This is a genomic window from Pseudomonas sp. 13159349, from assembly GCF_013305685.1.
GTDB lineage: Bacteria > Pseudomonadota > Gammaproteobacteria > Pseudomonadales > Pseudomonadaceae > Aquipseudomonas > Aquipseudomonas asiatica.
Window position 1 is genome coordinate 1,299,108 of sequence record NZ_CP045553.1, and the last position, 17,509, is coordinate 1,316,616.

Here is a 17,509-nt window from a genome sequence, read left to right on the forward strand (position 1 = left end):
CGGCCCCAGTATCGAAGGTTTGCACCCATGCGCTATATCAGTACCCGCGGCCAGGCTCCGGCCCTCAATTTCGAAGACGTCCTGCTGGCTGGCCTGGCCAGCGACGGCGGCCTGTACGTCCCGGAAAACCTGCCACGCTTCACCCAGGAAGAAATCGCCTCGTGGGCTGGCCTGCCGTACCACGAACTTGCTTTCCGGGTGATGCGCCCGTTCGTCGAAGGCAGCATCGCCGACGCCGACTTCAAGAAGATCCTCGAGGAAACCTACGGCGAGTTCGCCCACGCCGCGGTTGCCCCGCTGCGTCAATTGAACAGCAACGAGTGGGTGCTGGAGCTGTTCCACGGCCCGACCCTGGCGTTCAAGGACTTCGCCCTGCAACTGCTCGGCCGCCTGCTGGACCACGTGCTGGCCAAGCGCAACGAGCGCGTGGTGATCATCGGCGCCACCAGTGGTGACACCGGTTCCGCCGCCATCGAAGGTTGCCGCCGTTGCGACAACGTCGACATCTTCATCCTGCACCCGCACCAGCGCGTGTCGGAAGTGCAGCGCCGGCAAATGACCACCATCTTCGGCGACAACATCCACAACATCGCCATCGAAGGCAACTTCGACGACTGCCAGGAAATGGTCAAGGCCAGCTTCGCCGACCAGTCGTTCCTCAAGGGCACCCGCCTGGTTGCGGTCAACTCGATCAACTGGGCGCGGATCATGGCCCAGATCGTCTACTACTTCCACGCTGCCCTGCAGCTGGGTGGCCCGGCGCGTTCCGTGGCGTTCTCGGTGCCGACCGGCAACTTCGGCGACATCTTCGCCGGCTACCTGGCACGTAACATGGGCCTGCCGGTCAGCCAGCTGATCGTCGCCACCAACCGCAACGACATCCTGCACCGCTTCATGAGCGGCAACCAGTACGTCAAGGAAACTTTGCACGCGACCCTGTCGCCGTCGATGGACATCATGGTCTCGTCCAACTTCGAGCGCCTGCTGTTCGACCTGCACGGCCGCAACGGCGGCGCCATTGCCGAGCTGATGGCCAACTTCAAGCAAGGTGGCGGCTTCAGCGTCGAGCAAGACCGCTGGACCGAAGCGCGCAAGCTGTTCGACTCGCTGGCAGTGAGCGACGAGCAGACCTGCGAAACCATCGCCGAAGTGTTCGCCGCTACCGGCGAAGTGCTCGACCCGCACACCGCTATCGGCGTCAAGGCCGCCCGCGAGTGCCGCCGCAGCCTGGACACGCCGATGGTGGTGCTGGGCACCGCGCACCCGGTCAAGTTCCCGGAAGCGGTGGAGAAGGCCGGTGTTGGCAAGGCGCTGGAGCTGCCAGCGCACCTCAGCGACCTGTTCAGCCGTGAAGAGCGTTGCACGGTGCTGGCCAATGACCTGAAGGCCGTGCAGGGCTTTGTCAGCCAGCATGGTAACCGCGGCAAGCCTTTGTAAGCATCGGGGCCGCACTACGGCCCATCGCTGGCAAGCCAGCTCCCACCCCGACCGCATAGACCCAAGGTCATGTGCAATCCCTGTGGGAGCTGGCTTGCCAGCGATGGGCTGCGGAGCAGCCCTAATTATCCGAATCTTCCCACTGCTCCATCAGAAACATCCTATTCAGGCCGCCCAGCGCAACGCCTAAATTAGCCGGTCCTCCCATCAGGAGCGGCTCATGCACCAGCCCTACGTGTTGATCCACCAGGCTCGCCCATCCCATCAGATCCTCCTGCACCAGGCCCTCAACGCTCAGGGCATGTTCCGTGTGCGCATCAGCGAAACCAGTGCAGACCTCGACGCCTGCCTGAACGCCGATCACCGCCCCGATCTGCTGATCCTTGACCACGCCATGCCAACCCGGGCCGGCCTTGCCTTGCTCGAACAGCAGCACCGAACTCGTGCTTTGCTGTTCGTCGGCCAGGCTACCCCCAAGCGCCGCAACCTTGCCCAAGAGGCCAGAAACCGGGGCCTGTGGGTGCTCGCGGAACTGTCCTGGCCACTGTCGATGCCATGCCTGCAGCGAGCTCTGCAGGCACTGCAGGTGCGCCCGTGGCGGCGTATTCAAACTGTCACGTCCGCCCCGCATGCTCACTGAAGCAGCCGCGGTGTAACGAACTTTCCGCTGCGTCTGTTGGTCAGTTCCTCTATATCCCACCACGCAGCGAGTGATCCGGATGGAAAGAATCTGCAGACTGCTCAACGAAGCCCTGACCCCCTATCAGACCCACCTCGGCGTCGCCGATGCCCAGGGTAATCGCCAACTGACCGTTCATGACCGCCTCGCCGGCATCACCTTGCGGCGCACGGTGAGCGAACGCCAGTTGCAGGAACAACGCCTGTTGGTCGACCTGGTGGATGGCCTTCACCGTGACCTGCAGATCGCCGAAGGGCGTTTGCAGCCCTGTGTGATCGCGGCATTGCAGCAGCGTCAGCAACCCCATGGAACCTTTGCCTGAGTGGTTTATCAGACACTGTAGGGGCAGCCTGGCCAGTGCTTTGCTCCGGCGCTGGCAAGGCTGTCACGGGAAGCCCCCAAGGGCTTTCGCTTGGCCCCGGGCGTGTTTCCCCAGCGCCCGGGGTTTCTTTTCTTGGGGGGCAGGCACATGTCCTTGTAGGAGCGGCCTTGTGTCGCGATGGGCCGCAAAGCGGCCCCGGCAATCTTTGCGGCGAAGCTGAAAATGTGGGGCCGCTACGCGCCCCATCGCGACACAAGGCCGCTCCTACAGGGGCCGATCGGGCAGCTAGTGGTCTTCGAAGAAGCGCTTGCTCTCTTCCAGGTAGTCTTCCTGCAACGCCGGGTCCAGCCAGCGTGCATACAACCCCGGCAACACATCCCGACGCAGGGCAGGCAGCAGCTGGTCGATGTGCGCAATGGCTTCACGCCCCAGCTCGCTGTTTGAACAGCCCACATGCAGAAACTGGTAGCGGTTTACCCCTTTCACAGGGTGAAACTGGTAGTCAGCCAGCGCCCCGCCTTGCAGGTCGACCAGGTAGCGCACCTCGGGCCAGTAGCCGAGCACCATGCGCAGGCGCCCGAGCTGTTGCATCTGCAGCAGGTTGGCGGTGGCGTCGTTGCCGTAGTGGCGGCTGAACGCGGTGTCGGGCAACTGGCGCAGGATGGCGTCGATCTGTGTGCCATAGCTGCGCTCGGCGACAACACCCAGCTTCAGTGGGGTCTTGCTCAGCAGGTTGAGCAGGTCTACCTCCTGGCCGTCGAGGTAAGGCGCCACCAGCGCCTCGCTTTCCTTGCGCAGCACCAGGCCGCCACTGAGCACGCCCAGGGAAGGCACGGAAAACCTCACATATTCGGCGCGTTCCGGCGTCCACAGCAGGGTCGGGTCGCAGGTGAAACTTTTCGGGTCCTGCAGCATCTGGATGCCGCGGGCGCGGTTGACCCGCAGGATGCTGTGGTCGTACTCGGGCATCTGCCTGATCAGCAGGGGCAGCAACTGGTCGATCACCCCTTGGCCTTTTTCCGGCCCTTCCAGAATGGTGAACGGCGGCAGGTCGCGCACCAGCCAGAAGATGCGCTCCTTGGCGCTGGCTGGCTGCAGCAGTGCAGGCAGCAGCCCGCACAGCAGGACCAGGTGACATAGGCAACGGGCAGCGCGCATGGACCAGGGCCGCGCCAGGGTCAGACCGTGCCTGCTGCGCGCAGGCTGGCGATGGCCGCCGCGTCGTAGCCCAGGGTGCCGAGCAGTGCCTCGGTGTGTTCGCCCAGCGCCGGGCCTACCCACTCGGTAGAGCCGGGGGTGTCCGACAGCTTGGGCACGATCCCCGGCATGCGGAATGGCTTGCCGTCCGGCAGCTTGGCCTGCAGGAACATTTCGCGTGCCAGGTACTGCGGGTCATTGAACATGTCCTCGGCCGAATAGATGCGGCTGGCCGGTACTTCGGCGGCGTTCAGCACCTGTATCAGTTGCTCCAGCGGCAGGCTGTTGGCCCAGCGGTCGATTACCCCGTACAGCTCGTCACGGCGCAGGTCGCGGCCATCGTTGGTGGCCAGGGTCGGGTCGTCGGCCAGGTCGGTGCGGCCAATGGCTTGCATGAAGCGCTTGAAGATCGCATCGCCGTTGGCGCCGATCTGTACATGCTTGCCGTCGGCGCTGGTGTGAATGGAGGAGGGCGTGATGCCTGGCATGATGTTGCCGGTACGTTCGCGGATAAAGCCGAACACATCGAACTCCGGGACCATGCTTTCCATCATGGCGAAGATCGCTTCGTACAGGGCCACGTCTACCACCTGGCCCTGGCCGCCGTTGACTTCCCGGTGTCGCAGCGCCATCAGTGCACCGATCACACCCCACAGGGCAGCAATCGAGTCACCGATGGAAATACCCGTGCGCACCGGTGGGCGGTCGTCGAAGCCGGTGATGTAGCGCAGGCCGCCCATCGACTCGCCCACGGCGCCGAAGCCCGGCTGGTCCTTCATCGGCCCGGTCTGGCCGAAGCCCGACAGGCGCACCATTACCAGGCGCGGGTTGAGCGCGTGCAGCACGTCCCAGCCCAGGCCGAGTTTTTCCAGCACGCCCGGGCGGAAGTTCTCGATCAGGATGTCGGCGTCGGCCAGCAGGCGTTTTAGAATCTCGCGGCCCTCTGGGTGCTTGAGGTTGAGGGTGAGCGACTGCTTGTTGCGGGCCTGCACGAACCACCACAGCGAGGTGCCCTCGTACAGCTTGCGCCATTTGCGCAACGGGTCGCCGCCATCGGGCGATTCGACCTTGATCACCTCGGCGCCGAATTCGGCACAGATACGCGAGGCGAACGGGCCAGCGATGAGGGTGCCGAGTTCGACAACCTTGAGACCGGCGAGGGGTTTGCTGGGCGTAGTCATGGGGCATCCGTGGCAGCTGGGCAGATGCGTGGTTTTATCATAGGTCCGAAGCGGCAGATACTGCTGCGGGGCAACGAAGGGCAGTATCGGTTAGACTGTGTCACTTTTTCTCTGCGCAAGAAGCCCGTCGACCATGGCCCAGCCGTCCACCACCTACAAATTCGAACTGAACCTGACCGACCTCGACCGCGGCGTGTACGAAAACGTCCGTCAAACCATTGCCCGCCACCCTTCGGAAACCGAAGAACGCATGGCCGTACGCTTGCTGGCCTACGCCCTCTGGTACAACGAAAACCTGTCGTTCGGCCGTGGCCTGTCCGACGTGGACGAGGCGGCGCTGTGGGAAAAGAGCCTGGACGATCGCATCCTGCACTGGATCGAGGTAGGCCAGCCGGACGCCGACCGACTGACTTGGTGCTCGCGCCGCACCGAGCGCACCAGCCTGCTGGCCTACGGCAGCCTGCGCGTATGGCAGAACAAGGTGGTAGATGCGGTCAAGGGCCTGAAGAACCTGAACATCGCCGCGGTGCCGCAAGAGGTGCTGGAAACCCTCGCCACCGACATGCCCCGCACCATCAAGTGGGACGTGATGATCAGTGAAGGCACCTTGTTCGTCACCGACGACCGTGGCCAGCACGAAGTGCAGCTGGACTGGCTGCTTGGTGAGCGCGGCTGAAGCACCCCATGCGTATCGAACCTCGCCCGCTGCCGCCGACCCTGCCATTCCTGGGTAACCTGCCACCCTTGCTGACCCGCCTGTACGCCGCGCGCGGCGTGCAGAGCGAGGCCGAGCTGGACAAAAGCCTCGCGCGCCTGCTGCCGTACCAGCAGCTCAAGGGCATCGAGGCCGGCGTGGATCTGCTGGTCGAGGCTATCGACCAGCGCCAGCGCATCCTCATCGTCGGCGACTTCGATGCCGACGGCGCCACTGCCAGTACTGTCGGCGTGCTGGGCCTGCGCCTGCTGGGCGCGGCCCATGTCGACTACCTTGTGCCCAACCGCTTCGAATACGGCTACGGCCTGACCCCGGAAATCGTCGAGGTGGCGCTGCAACGCCAGCCGCAGCTGCTGATCACCGTGGACAACGGCATTTCCAGCGTCGAGGGTGTGGCTGCTGCCAAAGCCGCCGGGCTCAAGGTGCTGGTCACCGACCACCACCTACCGGGCGCGGAGTTGCCCGACGCCGACGCCATCATCAACCCCAACCAGCCGGGCTGCAGTTTCCCGAGCAAGGCGCTGGCCGGGGTAGGGGTGATCTTCTACGTGCTGATGGCCCTGCGTGCGCGCCTGCGCAGCCTGGGGCGCTACGAAACGCAGCCGCAGCCGAACATCGGCGAATTGCTCGACCTGGTTGCCCTGGGCAGCGTCGCCGACGTGGTGCCATTGGATGCCAACAACCGCATCCTGGTGCACCAGGGCCTCGAACGCATTCGTGCCGGCCGCGCCCGACCGGGGCTGAAGGCCATTCTTGAAGTGGCCCGTCGCGATCACCGGCGTATCACCTCGACCGACCTCGGCTTCATCCTCGGCCCGCGGCTGAACGCTGCCGGGCGCCTGGACGACATGAGCCTGGGCATCGAATGCCTGCTGTGTGAAGACGCGGCCCTGGCCCAGGACATGGCCCAGCAGCTGGACGACCTGAACCAGGACCGCAAGTCCATCGAACAGGGCATGCAGCGCGAGGCCCTGGCCCAGCTCAAGGACCTGCCTGTCGAGTCGATGCCATATGGCCTGTGCCTGTTCGATGCCGACTGGCACCAGGGGGTTATCGGTATTCTGGCTTCGCGCCTGAAGGAGCGTTACCACCGGCCGACCATCGCTTTCGCCGACGCTGGCGAGGGTATGCTCAAAGGGTCGGCGCGTTCGGTGCCGGGGTTCCATATTCGCGATGCGCTGGATGCGGTGGCGGCGCGCCACCCGCACCTGATCAGCAAGTTCGGCGGCCACGCGATGGCGGCGGGGTTGTCTTTGCCCGAGGCCAATTTCCCGGCATTTGCCGAGGCGTTCGATGAAGAAGTGCGACGCCAGCTGCGCGAAGAGGACCTGACCGGTCGGCTGTTGTCCGACGGCAGCCTGGCGGTGGAGGAGTTCCACCTCGACCTGGCCAAGGCCCTGCGCCATGCCGGGCCCTGGGGGCAGCACTTCCCCGAGCCGCTGTTCCATGGCGTGTTCCAGCTGGTGGAGCAACGCGTGGTGGGCGAGCGGCACCTGAAGGTGGTGCTCAAGAGCGAGTGCGGCTCGGTGCGGCTGGACGGCATTGCCTTTGGCATTGACCGCGAAGTGTGGCCGAACCCGACGGTGCGTTGGGTCGAGTTGGCGTACAAGCTGGATGTGAACGAGTTCCGTGGCAACGAAAGTGTGCAGTTGATGATTGCCCACATGGAGCCGCGCTGACTGCAAGTACTGCGGCTTCCGCAACTCTGTAGGTATGGCACAAGGCCTTGATGCCAGGTGAAGATCCCTGTGGGAGCGGGCATGCCCGCGAACACCGGCGAAGCCGGTGCCATCCACTGAGTCGCCTTCTTCGCGGGCACGCCCGCTCGCACAGGGTCAGCGCCGCGCTTGAGGCTTGCACCGTACCTGTAGGAGCGGGCATGCCCGCGAACACCGGCAGAGCCGGTGCCAGCCACCGAGTCGCCTTCTTCGCGGGCACGCCCGCTCCCACATGGCCTGAGCCGGGCTCAAGGCTTGCGCTGTACCTGTGGGCTGGCGAATGGCTGATTGACCGCCTCTCCGATTCCACACGAAGGGTGGCAGTTGTACGCGGTGTGGAATCCAGGCTACGAGTAGACCCGTTAGGCTTTGCGGCCTTCCGCGCACAACTGCCATGACGACAGCTACTCGGTAATTGATCGGGATTCCACCCCCGGCCGCTGAATGCCAGCGACCAGCAAAGGCCAGAGAGTCGGGATTCCAGTAACAATCAGACGCGAGTCGACAGGACTTGTAGGTTATTTCCTCAGCCTAGGCTTCACCAGATCTGGGCCGTAAGGGATATCTGAAACTCTGATCAGACATGGCGCTGGTAACGCAGAGCCGTTCAACCTCTACCAAATCCCATGGAACCTCCCCCCCAACCATTCTGGTCTAGTCTGAAGTTATGACCGGACCTGGGCCAGGGACGTGCAATTGAGTGTCCGGGCCGGATCACCATTGGAGTCCTTGGGAGGTGCCCTCATGAGCCTGCTGCTCGAGCCTTACACCCTGCGTCAGCTGACCCTGCCCAACCGCATCGCCGTTTCGCCGATGTGCCAGTATTCCGCCGTCGATGGCCTGGCCAATGATTGGCACCTTGTCCATTTAGGCAGCCGCGCCGTGGGTGGCGCTGGCCTGGTAATCACTGAAGCCGTGGCGGTGACCGCCGATGGCCGCATCACCGCTGAAGACCTCGGCCTGTGGGACGACGCTCAGATCGCCCCGCTGCAACGCATCACCCGTTTCATCACCGCCCAGGGGAGCGTGCCCGGCATCCAGCTGGCTCACGCCGGGCGCAAGGCCAGCACCTATCGCCCATGGCTGGGCAAGCAAGGCAGCGTCAAGCTCGAGGAGGGCGGCTGGCAGCCGGTGGGCCCGTCGAAAATCGCCTTCGACCCGCAACACACGACGCCGCACGAGTTGAACCACAATGAGATTCAGGGTGTGATCGACGCCTTCGTCGCCTCGACCGAGCGCGCCCTGAAGGCCGGTTTCAAGGTGGTCGAAATCCATGCCGCCCACGGGTACCTGTTGCACCAGTTCCTGTCGCCGCTGAGCAACCAGCGTCGCGACGAATACGGCAGTTGCTTCGAAAACCGCATCCGCCTGACCCTGCAGGTGGTCGAGGCCGTGCGCAAGGTCTGGCCTGCCGAGTTACCGCTGTTCGTGCGGGTATCGGCAACCGACTGGGTCGAGGACGGCTGGAACCCGGATGAAACCGTCGAACTGGCCCGCCGCCTGCGTGGTTTGGGCGTCGACCTGATCGACGTGTCCTCCGGCGGCACCTCGGTCAACGCCGAAATCCCCACCGGCCCGGGCTACCAGACGCGCTTCGCCGAGCGTGTGCGCAAGGAATCGGAAATCGCCACCGGCACCGTGGGCATGATCACCGAACCGGCCCAGGCCGAGCACATTCTGCGCACTGGCCAGGCCGACATCATCTTCCTCGCCCGCGAACTGCTGCGCGACCCGTACTGGCCGCTGCATGCCGACGACGACCTGGGCGGCAACAAAGCTACCTGGCCAGCGCAATACCAGCGCGCCACCAGCCGGGCCAACCCGATTCACGAGTCGGACCTGCGGGACTAGGTTCTACCTGCACAGGCCTCTTCGCGGGCATGCCCGCTCCCACAGGTACATCAAAAACCTCAAGGGCTGTGATGTACCTGTGGGAGCGGGCAAGCCCGTGAAGAGGCCAGTAGATTCAACCCTGGACTAGTGCTTGATCATCACATGCCGCACACAGGTGTAGTCCTCCAGCCCATACATCGACATGTCCTTGCCATACCCCGAATGCTTCTGCCCGCCATGGGGCATTTCGCTGACCAGCATGAAGTGGGTGTTCACCCAGGTGCAGCCATACTGCAGGCGCGCCGCCAGGCGGTGGGCGCGGCCGGTGTCGCGGGTCCATACCGATGAGGCCAGGCCGTAGTTGGAGTCGTTGGCCCATTCCAGCGCCTGCGCTTCGTCGTTGAAGCGGGTCACCGACACTACCGGGCCGAACACTTCATTACGCACGATTTCGTCGTCCTGCAGGGCGTCGGCCAGTACGGTCGGTTCGAAGAAGAAACCGTCGCCCTCGATCGCCTTGCCACCGGTCACCAGGCGAATGTGCGGTTGGGCGATGGCCCGTTGCACCAGCCCTGCGACCTTGTCGCGGTGCTGGGCACTGATCAGTGGCCCCAGTTCGGTGTCCTCGGCTTCCTGCAGGCCCGGTTTGAGGCTGGCCACCGCGGCCCCCAGGCGTTCGACGAAACGCTCGTAGATGCCATCCTGCACGTACAGCCGACAGGCGGCGGTGCAGTCCTGGCCGGCGTTGTAGAAGCCGAAGGTACGGATGCCGTCGATGGCGGCATCGATGTCGGCATCGTCGAACACCAGCACCGGGGCCTTGCCGCCCAGTTCCATGTGCATGCGTTTCACGCTGTCGGCGGTGGCGCTGATGATGTGCGCGCCGGTGGGGATCGAGCCGGTCAGCGACACCATGCGCACCTTGGGGTGGTTGACCAGCGGGTTGCCGACCGTCTGGCCACGGCCGAAGAGGATGTTCAGCACCCCCGGTGGCAGCAGGTCCCGGGTCAGTTCGCCAAGGCGCAGGGCGGTCAGCGGGGTCAGCTCGGAGGGCTTGATCACCACCGTGTTGCCGGCAGCCAGGGCCGGGGCGATCTTCCACGCCAGCATCATCAACGGGTAGTTCCACGGCGCGATCGAGGCCACCACGCCCAGCGGGTCGCGGCGGATCATCGAAGTATGGCCCGGCAGGTACTCGCCAGCTGCCGAGCCACCCAGGCAGCGCGCCGCACCGGCGAAGTAGCGGAACACGTCGGCAATTGCCGGGATCTCGTCATTCAGCGCAGCGCTCAGCGGCTTGCCGCAGTTCTGCGATTCCAGTCGGGCCAGTTCATCGCCATGGGCTTCGATAGCGTCGGCCAGTGCCAGCAAGGCTTGCGAGCGTTCCTTGGGGCTGGTTTGCGACCAGCTGTCGAAGGCCTGGTCGGCGGCGCGCACGGCGCTGTCCACCTGGGCCTCGCTGGCTTCGTTGATCTGCGCCAGGGCACTGCCCAGCGCCGGATTGAGCACGGTCCAGGCCGGGCCTTCGCCAGCGACCAGTTGGCCATTGATTAGCATCTGCGTTTGCATCGGGGACTCCTCCAGGGTCATTTGCCGCTGCCCGCGACGCTTTCGCCGCCACGGGTCAGGTAATAGGCGCCAAGTATCGGCAGCATGGTCACCAGCATCACCAGCATGGCGACCACGTTGGTCACCGGCACGTCGCGCGGGCGGCTGAGCTGGTTGAGCAGCCAGATCGGCAGGGTGCGTTCGTGGCCGGCAGTGAAGGTGGTGACGATGATTTCGTCGAACGACAGGGCAAAGGCCAGCATGCCACCGGCCAGCAGCGCCGAACCGAGGTTGGGCAGGATGATGTAGCGGAAGGTTTGCCAACCGTCGGCACCGAGGTCCATCGAAGCTTCGATCAGGCTCTGCGAAGTGCGCCGCAGGCGGGCGATCACGTTGTTGTAGACGATCACCACGCAGAACGTGGCGTGGCCGACCACGATGGTGAACACGCCGGGCTCGATCCCCAGGCTCTTGAACGCCGAGAGCAGGGCGATGCCGGTAATGATGCCAGGCAGGGCAATAGGCAATATCAGCATCAGCGAAATGCTCTCCTTGCCGAAAAAGCTGCGCCTGTACAGCGCCGCCGAGGCCAGCGTGCCGAGCACCAGGGCGATCAGCGTGGCCAGGCAGGCCACCTGCAGCGACAGCTTTATCGCTTCCAGCACATCGGGCCGGGCAAAGGCCACGGCGAACCACTTCAGGGTTAAGCCCTTGGGCGGGAAGCTGAATGCCGCGTCTTCGGTGTTGAAGGCGTACAGGAAGATGATCAGGATCGGGAAGTGCAGGAACAGCAATCCGCCCCAGGCCGCCAGGCGCAGCCCGGTCGAGGCTTTTTCAGAGTGCATCGAAGGCCCCCAGTCGCTTGACGATGGACAGGTACACCGCGATCAGCACGATCGGCACCAGGGTGAACGCGGCGGCCATCGGCATGTTGCCGATCGCCCCTTGCTGGGCATAGACCATGCTGCCGATGAAATAGCCGGGCGGGCCGATCAGCTGCGGCACGATGAAGTCGCCCAGGGTCAGCGAGAAGGTGAAGATCGAGCCGGCGGCGATGCCCGGGATCGACAGCGGCAGGATCACCTGCACGAAGGTTTGGCCGGGCCTGGCGCCCAGGTCTGCCGAGGCTTGCAGCAGCGACGGCGGCAAGCGTTCCAGCGAGGCCTGGATCGGCAGGATCATGAACGGCAGCCAGATGTACACGAACACCATGAAGCGCCCCAGGTGCGAAGTCGACAGCGTGCTGCCGCCCACGCCCGGCACCGTCAGCACCATTTGCAGCAGGGCATCCAGGTGCAGTTGCTGGGCGAACCACTGGGCCACGCCGCCCTTGGCCAGCAGCAGGGTCCAGGCGTAGGTCTTGACGATGTAGCTGGCCCACATCGGCATCATCACTGCGATGTAGAAAAATGCCTTGGTCTTGCCGCTGGTGTAGCGCGCCATGTAGTAGGCGATGGGGAAGGCCAGCACCGCGCTGGCCAGCGACACCGCCAGCGCCATTCCCAGGGTGCGCAGGATGATGTCGAAGTTCGACGGGTTGAACAGCGCGGCGAAATTGCCCAGGGTCAGGTCCGGGGTCACCGCCATGGTGAAGTCGTCGAAGGTATAGAAGCCTTGCCACAGCAGGTTCAGCAGCGAGCCCAGGTAGATCGCGCCGAACCAGGTCAGCGGTGGGATCAGCAGCAGGGCCAGGTACAGGTTGGGGCGCCGGTACAGCAGGTTGGACAGGCCGCGCAGCGTGCTCATGTCAGCGGCCCTCCGTTTCCTGCAGCACTGTCATGGCTTCACGGGGCCAGTGCGCCTGTACCCGTTGCCCTGTTTGCCATGCCTGTGCCTGTGCCTGCGCCTGCCAGCGGTCGTTGGCCTGGCTCACCGCCAGCAGCTGGCCGCCGTCCAGCTGCAGCTCGTAGCGGGTGGCACTGCCCTGGTACTGGATATCGCGCAGCAGGCCGCTGACCTGGACGTGCTGGCTGGCTGTGGCCGGGTCGCCGAGGCGGATGTGTTCGGGGCGGATGGAGAAGGGCGCCGGGCTGCCATTGAGCAACGTGGCCAGTTCGCCGCGCACAACGTTGGAGGTGCCGACGAATTCGGCGACGAAGGTGGTGGCCGGCTGCATGTACAGGTTGCGCGGGGTGTCGACCTGCTCGATACGGCCGCGGTTGAATACTGCGACGCGATCGGACATCGACAGCGCCTCAGTCTGATCGTGGGTGACGAAGATGAAGGTGATACCCAACTGGCGTTGCAGCTTTTTCAGCTCGCCCTGCATCTGTTCGCGCAACTTCAGGTCCAGCGCGCCAAGCGGCTCGTCCAGCAGCAGTACCCGTGGCCGATTGACCAGCGCGCGGGCCAGGGCCACGCGCTGGCGCTGGCCACCGGACAACTGCGCCGGCTTTCGCGCGCCATAGCCGGCCAGGGCCACCATCGCCAGGGCTTCTTCGGCGCGGCTGTGGCGTTCGGCCTTGGCCACGCCTTTTACCTTCAGGCCGTAGGCGATGTTGTCCAGTACGTTCATGTGCGGGAACAGGGCGTAGTCCTGGAATACGGTGTTGACGTCGCGCTGGTAGGGCGGTACGCCCGCAGCTTCGACACCGTGGATGCGGATCGAACCGCTGGTGGGTTGCTCGAAGCCTGCGATCAGGCGCAGGCAGGTGGTCTTGCCCGAGCCAGAGGGGCCGAGCATGGAGAAGAATTCGCCATCGATGATGTCGATGCTGACCTGGTCGACGGCCTTGACCTCGCCGAAGGTGCGGGAAACCTGGGTGAACTGGACGGCTAGGGGCATAGGCGGTACTCGGTTGTTCTTGTATTGCCAGTGCCGGCCCTATCGCCGGCAAGCCAGCTCCCACAGGTACTGTGCAGGCTTCAAGGCCTATGCGGGCCCTGTGGGAGCCGGCTTGCCGGCGATAGGGCCGGTACAGGTGAAGAAACCCTCAGCGCCCGCCCATGATCGCAATGTAATCCTGGGTCCAGCGGCTATACGGCACGAACTTGCCGCCCTGGGCCTGCGGGGTTTTCCAGAAGGCGATCTTGTCGAAGTTGTCGAAACCGTTGGTCTTGCAGCCCTCGGCCCCCAGCAGCTCGTTGCCGGTGCAGGCCGCCGGCACCGCCGGCAACGAACCGAACCAGGCCGCCACGTCACCTTGTACTTTCGGCTGCAGCGACCAGTCCATCCATTTGTAGGCACAGTTGGGGTGCTTGGCCTCGCTGTGCAGCATGGTGGTGTCGGCCCAGCCGGTCGCGCCTTCTTTGGGAATGGTCGAGGCCACGGGCTGCTTCTCGGCCTTCAGGCCGTTGACCATGTAGCCCCAGGAGCTGGAGGCAACCACGCCTTCGTTTTTCACGTCGCTCATCTGCACCGTGGCGTCATGCCAGTAGCGGTGGATCAGCGGTTGCTGCTGGCGCAGCAGTTCCAGCACGGCCTTGTACTGCGCTTCGCTCAGCTCGTACGGGTCCTGGATGCCCAGCTCCGGTTTGGCCGTCTTCAGGTACAACGCCGCATCGGCGATGTAGATCGGCCCATCGTAGGCCTGCACGCGGCCCTTGTTCGGCTTGCCGTCGGGCAGGTTCTGCGGCTCGAACAGCACACCCCAGGTGGTGGGCGCCTGTTTGAACACGTCGGTGTTGTACAGCAGCACGTTCGGGCCCCATTGGTACGGGGTGCCGTAGACCCGCTTGTCGACCACGTACCAGCCACCGTTCTGCAGCCGTGGGTCGATGTTCTTCCAGTTGGGGATCAAGTCGGTGTTGATCGGCTGTACCCGCTTGCCCGCGATCAGCCGCAGCGAGGCATCGCCCGAGGCGGTGACCAGGTCATAGCCGCCCTTGGTCATCAGGCTGACCATCTCGTCCGAGGTGGCGGCGGTCTTGACGCTGACCTTGCAGCCGGTTTCCTTCTCGAAGCCGGTCACCCAGTCGTAGGCCTTGTCGCTTTCACCGCGCTCGATGTAGCCGGGCCAGGCGACGATGTCCAGGCGGCCCTCGCCGGGCCCCAGGGCCTTGGGCGGTTCGGCAGCCTGCAGGCTGGCGCTGGCCAGCACGGCGCAGGCGGTTGCGCCGAGCAATGCGGTCTTGTGCACTGACATGGTGTTCCCTCTTCTTGGAGATTTTGGTCGGGGCAGTCATCAAGCAAGCCGTGAAGCGAGCGTTATAGGCGTAGTGCGGTTTACGCGCGGTATTGGCGATATCGAGTCTAGTTGGCTTTTTGCCAGCCAATGCAACATCCGGAAGCAAATCCCCCCATGGCGATCGGGCGGGCAGGGCTTAACCTGACGGCTCCCTTGGCCAACGTGGAGACCGTTTGATGAACACCCGGGGATTGCTCGACCAGTTGCTCAAGTCCGGCCAGGACTTGCTCGCCAGCCAGGCCGGCAAGGGCAGCTCTGGCAAGCCAGGCGCCAGTGCCGGCGGCCTTGGCAGCCTGCTTTCCGGTGCCGGTGGCGGCGCCCTGGCGGCGGGCGCCATGGGCTTGCTGCTGGGCAACAAGAAGGCCCGCAAGTATGGCGGCAAGGCCCTTACCTATGGCGGCCTGGCCGCGCTCGGTGTGCTGGCCTACAAGGCCTACGGCAACTGGCAGGCGCGCCAGCAGGTGGCCGCCGCCGAGCCGCAGACCGTCGACCGCCTGCCGCCGGCCCAGGCCGAACTGCACAGCCAGGCGGTGCTGCGGGCGCTGGTGGCGGCGGCTAAGTCAGATGGCCATATCGATGAACGCGAGCGTGCGCTGATCGAGGGTGAATTCACCCGCCTGGACAACGACCGCGAGTTGCAGCACTGGCTGCATGCCGAGCTGAACAAGCCGCTGGACCCGGCCGAAGTGGCCCGTGCCGCGCAAACGCCGGAAATGGCCGCCGAGATGTACCTGGCCAGCGTGATGATGGTCGACCAGGAAAACTTCATGGAGCGCGCCTACCTGGACGAACTGGCCCGCCAGCTGCGCCTGGACCCGGCCCTGCGCCAGGAGCTGGAAAGCCAGGCAAGGCTTGCCGCCGGCCAGTGATGGGGGCTGCGTTGCAGCCCATCGCCGGCAAGCCGGGTCCCACAGGGATCACACATGACCTGAGGTCATGCGGTCGAGGTGGGAGCCTGGCTTGCCGGCGATGGGCCGCACAGCGGCCCCAATGGCGTTGGGCACAAATGACCGGTCTGTCGGCAAGGTTACCTGGTCACCCCACATTTCAGCCGCATGAGCACTGGGCGCCTGGGCTATACTTCGGCGATTTTTCCCGCTCGTTGTGAATTCCTGAGGGCTGAATGTGAAGAACTGGACCTTGCGCCAACGGATCCTGGCAAGTTTCGCCGTGATCATCGCCATCATGCTGCTGATGATCGTGGCCGCCTACTCGCGGTTGGTGACCATCGCATCCGCCGAACAGGCAGTGGGGACCGACAGCATTCCCGGCCTCTACTACAGCTCGATGATCCGCAGTGCCTGGGTCGACGGTTACGTGGCTAGCCAGCAGTTGGTAGGCCTGTCCAACCAGCGTGAATTCACCTCGGCCGATGCGGAACTGTTCAAGAGCTTCCAGGACCGCCTGAAAGAGCACATGGCCAGCTACCAGGGCACCATTCAGGATGATGACGACCAGGCGCGGTTCGACGCCTTCATCCAGATGGAGGTTGCCTACCTCAAGATCATCGAGCAGGTGCTGGAAGCCTATCGAAAGCACGACTATGCCGAAGCCCAGCGGTTGATCACCGATGTGCTGACCCCGGCCTGGGTAGAAGGCCGCAAGCTTCTGAACGAAGTGATCGAGCACAACCGGGCCGCCGCCGACACCGACACCAACGAGATCGTCGGCGCCGTGAGCACCGCCAAGGGCAGCATGATGGTTTCGCTGCTGCTGGCGATCATCGCCGCCGGTATCTGCGGCCTGTTGCTGATGCGCGCCATCACCGCGCCCATGCAGCGCATTGTTCATGCCCTCGACAAACTGCGCTCCGGCGACCTGAGCATGCGCCTGAGCCTGGACCGCAAGGACGAGTTCGGCGCGATCGAAAGCGGCTTCAACGAAATGGCCGAGGCCCTGGCCAACCTGGTGGCCCAGGCCCAGCGTTCGTCGGTGCAGGTGACCACCTCGGTGACCGAAATTGCCGCAACCTCCAAGCAACAGCAGGCCACCGCCACCGAAACGGCCGCCACCACCACCGAAATCGGCGCCACCTCGCGGGAAATCGCCGCCACTTCGCGTGACCTGGTGCGCACCATGACCGAAGTTACCTCGGCCGCCGACCAGGCCTCCAGCCTGGCCGGCTCCGGCCAACAGGGCCTGGCACGCATGGAAGAAACCATGCACCAGGTGATGGGTGCCGCCGACCTGGTCAACGCCAAGCTGGGCATCCTCAACGAAAAGGCCAGCAACATCACCCAGATGGTGGTGACCATTGTCAAGGTTGCCGACCAGACCAACCTGCTGTCGCTCAACGCTGCCATCGAAGCGGAAAAGGCCGGCGAGTACGGCCGGGGCTTTGCCGTGGTGGCCACCGAAGTGCGCCGCCTGGCCGACCAGACCGCCGTTGCCACCTACGACATCGAGCAGATGGTGCGCGAGATCCAGTCGGCGGTGTCGGCCGGGGTCATGGGCATGGACAAGTTTTCCGAAGAAGTGCGCCGCGGCATGTTCGAGGTGCAGCAGGTGGGCGAACAGCTCAGCCAGATCATCCACCAGGTGCAGGCCCTGGCGCCGCGCGTGCTGATGGTCAACGAAGGCATGCAGGCCCAGGCCACCGGTGCCGAGCAGATCAACCAGGCGCTGGCCCAGCTCAGCGATGCCAGCACCCAGACAGTCGAGTCGCTGCGCCAGGCCAGTTTCGCCATCGATGAGCTGAGCCAGGTGGCCGCGGGCCTGCGTGGCGGCGTGTCGCGCTTCAAAGTCTGACCGC

General features: G+C 64.6%; 15 protein-coding genes. 8 read left to right on the top strand and 7 right to left on the bottom strand.

Annotated features, from left to right (window positions below):
• The first annotated feature begins 27 nt into the window (after nt 1–27).
• The 3 genes from thrC (at nt 28) to GEV38_RS06055 (ending at nt 2,438) form a co-directional block, all read left to right on the top strand.
• Nucleotides 28–1,437 carry a threonine synthase gene (gene thrC, locus GEV38_RS06045; protein WP_010952565.1) on the top strand — a complete coding sequence of 470 codons (1,410 nt, stop codon included), beginning with the start codon at nt 28–30 and terminating at the stop codon, nt 1,435–1,437.
• Nucleotides 1,438–1,657: 220 nt separating this feature from the next.
• Nucleotides 1,658–2,077: a response regulator gene (locus tag GEV38_RS06050; protein ID WP_054573209.1), complete on the top strand. Its 420-nt coding sequence runs from the start codon at nt 1,658–1,660 to the stop codon at nt 2,075–2,077.
• A 79-nt stretch (nt 2,078–2,156) separates the two neighbouring features.
• The gene (locus GEV38_RS06055; RefSeq protein WP_015269143.1) at nt 2,157–2,438 is read left to right on the top strand and encodes a DUF3509 domain-containing protein; all 282 of its coding nucleotides are present in this window, start codon (nt 2,157–2,159) and stop codon (nt 2,436–2,438) included.
• 285 nt (nt 2,439–2,723) lie between these two features.
• Here the strand turns inward: GEV38_RS06055 and GEV38_RS06060 are convergent, their stop codons facing one another.
• A complete protein-coding gene (locus GEV38_RS06060; protein WP_054573210.1) occupies nt 2,724–3,596 on the bottom strand; it encodes a TIGR02285 family protein in 873 nt (290 codons plus the stop codon).
• Nucleotides 3,597–3,616: 20 nt separating this feature from the next.
• Nucleotides 3,617–4,816, bottom strand: a complete 1,200-nt coding sequence (locus tag GEV38_RS06065) for a CaiB/BaiF CoA-transferase family protein (protein WP_015269145.1) — start codon at nt 4,814–4,816, stop codon at nt 3,617–3,619.
• Nucleotides 4,817–4,949: 133 nt separating this feature from the next.
• Between GEV38_RS06065 and GEV38_RS06070 the strand changes: the two genes are divergently transcribed.
• The 3 genes from GEV38_RS06070 (at nt 4,950) to GEV38_RS06080 (ending at nt 9,100) form a co-directional block, all read left to right on the top strand.
• Nucleotides 4,950–5,492, top strand: coding sequence for a YaeQ family protein (locus GEV38_RS06070; protein ID WP_015269146.1), 543 nt, complete (start codon nt 4,950–4,952; stop codon nt 5,490–5,492).
• A gap of 8 nt (nt 5,493–5,500) precedes the next feature.
• Nucleotides 5,501–7,210, top strand: a complete 1,710-nt coding sequence (recJ, locus tag GEV38_RS06075) for a single-stranded-DNA-specific exonuclease RecJ (RefSeq protein ID WP_054573211.1) — start codon at nt 5,501–5,503, stop codon at nt 7,208–7,210.
• A gap of 783 nt (nt 7,211–7,993) precedes the next feature.
• Entirely contained in the window at nt 7,994–9,100 is a 1,107-nt protein-coding gene (locus GEV38_RS06080) for an NADH:flavin oxidoreductase/NADH oxidase (RefSeq protein WP_054573212.1), read from the top strand.
• Nucleotides 9,101–9,226: 126 nt separating this feature from the next.
• On the opposite strand, the gene GEV38_RS06085 is transcribed toward GEV38_RS06080, so the two are convergent.
• The 5 genes from GEV38_RS06085 to ydcS form a co-directional block, all read right to left on the bottom strand.
• Nucleotides 9,227–10,651, bottom strand: coding sequence for a gamma-aminobutyraldehyde dehydrogenase (locus GEV38_RS06085; protein ID WP_015269149.1), 1,425 nt, complete (start codon nt 10,649–10,651; stop codon nt 9,227–9,229).
• Between the two features lie 17 nt (nt 10,652–10,668).
• Nucleotides 10,669–11,475, bottom strand: coding sequence for an ABC transporter permease (locus tag GEV38_RS06090; protein WP_015269150.1), 807 nt, complete (start codon nt 11,473–11,475; stop codon nt 10,669–10,671).
• A complete protein-coding gene (locus GEV38_RS06095) occupies nt 11,465–12,376 on the bottom strand; it encodes an ABC transporter permease (RefSeq protein ID WP_015269151.1) in 912 nt (303 codons plus the stop codon). The genes GEV38_RS06090 and GEV38_RS06095 overlap by 11 nt, the downstream gene beginning before the upstream one ends.
• Nucleotide 12,377: 1 nt before the next feature.
• Nucleotides 12,378–13,415 carry an ABC transporter ATP-binding protein gene (locus GEV38_RS06100; protein ID WP_015269152.1) on the bottom strand — a complete coding sequence of 346 codons (1,038 nt, stop codon included), beginning with the start codon at nt 13,413–13,415 and terminating at the stop codon, nt 12,378–12,380.
• 148 nt (nt 13,416–13,563) lie between these two features.
• On the bottom strand, nt 13,564–14,715 hold the full coding sequence (ydcS, locus tag GEV38_RS06105; RefSeq protein ID WP_039612798.1) for a putative ABC transporter substrate-binding protein YdcS: 1,152 nt from the start codon (nt 14,713–14,715) through the stop codon (nt 13,564–13,566).
• A 218-nt stretch (nt 14,716–14,933) separates the two neighbouring features.
• Here ydcS and GEV38_RS06110 point away from each other — a divergent pair, with 218 nt between their 5' ends.
• Nucleotides 14,934–15,626, top strand: coding sequence for a tellurite resistance TerB family protein (locus tag GEV38_RS06110; RefSeq protein WP_015269154.1), 693 nt, complete (start codon nt 14,934–14,936; stop codon nt 15,624–15,626).
• Between the two features lie 256 nt (nt 15,627–15,882).
• Nucleotides 15,883–17,505 carry a methyl-accepting chemotaxis protein gene (locus GEV38_RS06115; protein WP_015269155.1) on the top strand — a complete coding sequence of 541 codons (1,623 nt, stop codon included), beginning with the start codon at nt 15,883–15,885 and terminating at the stop codon, nt 17,503–17,505.
• Nucleotides 17,506–17,509: the final 4 nt, after the last annotated feature.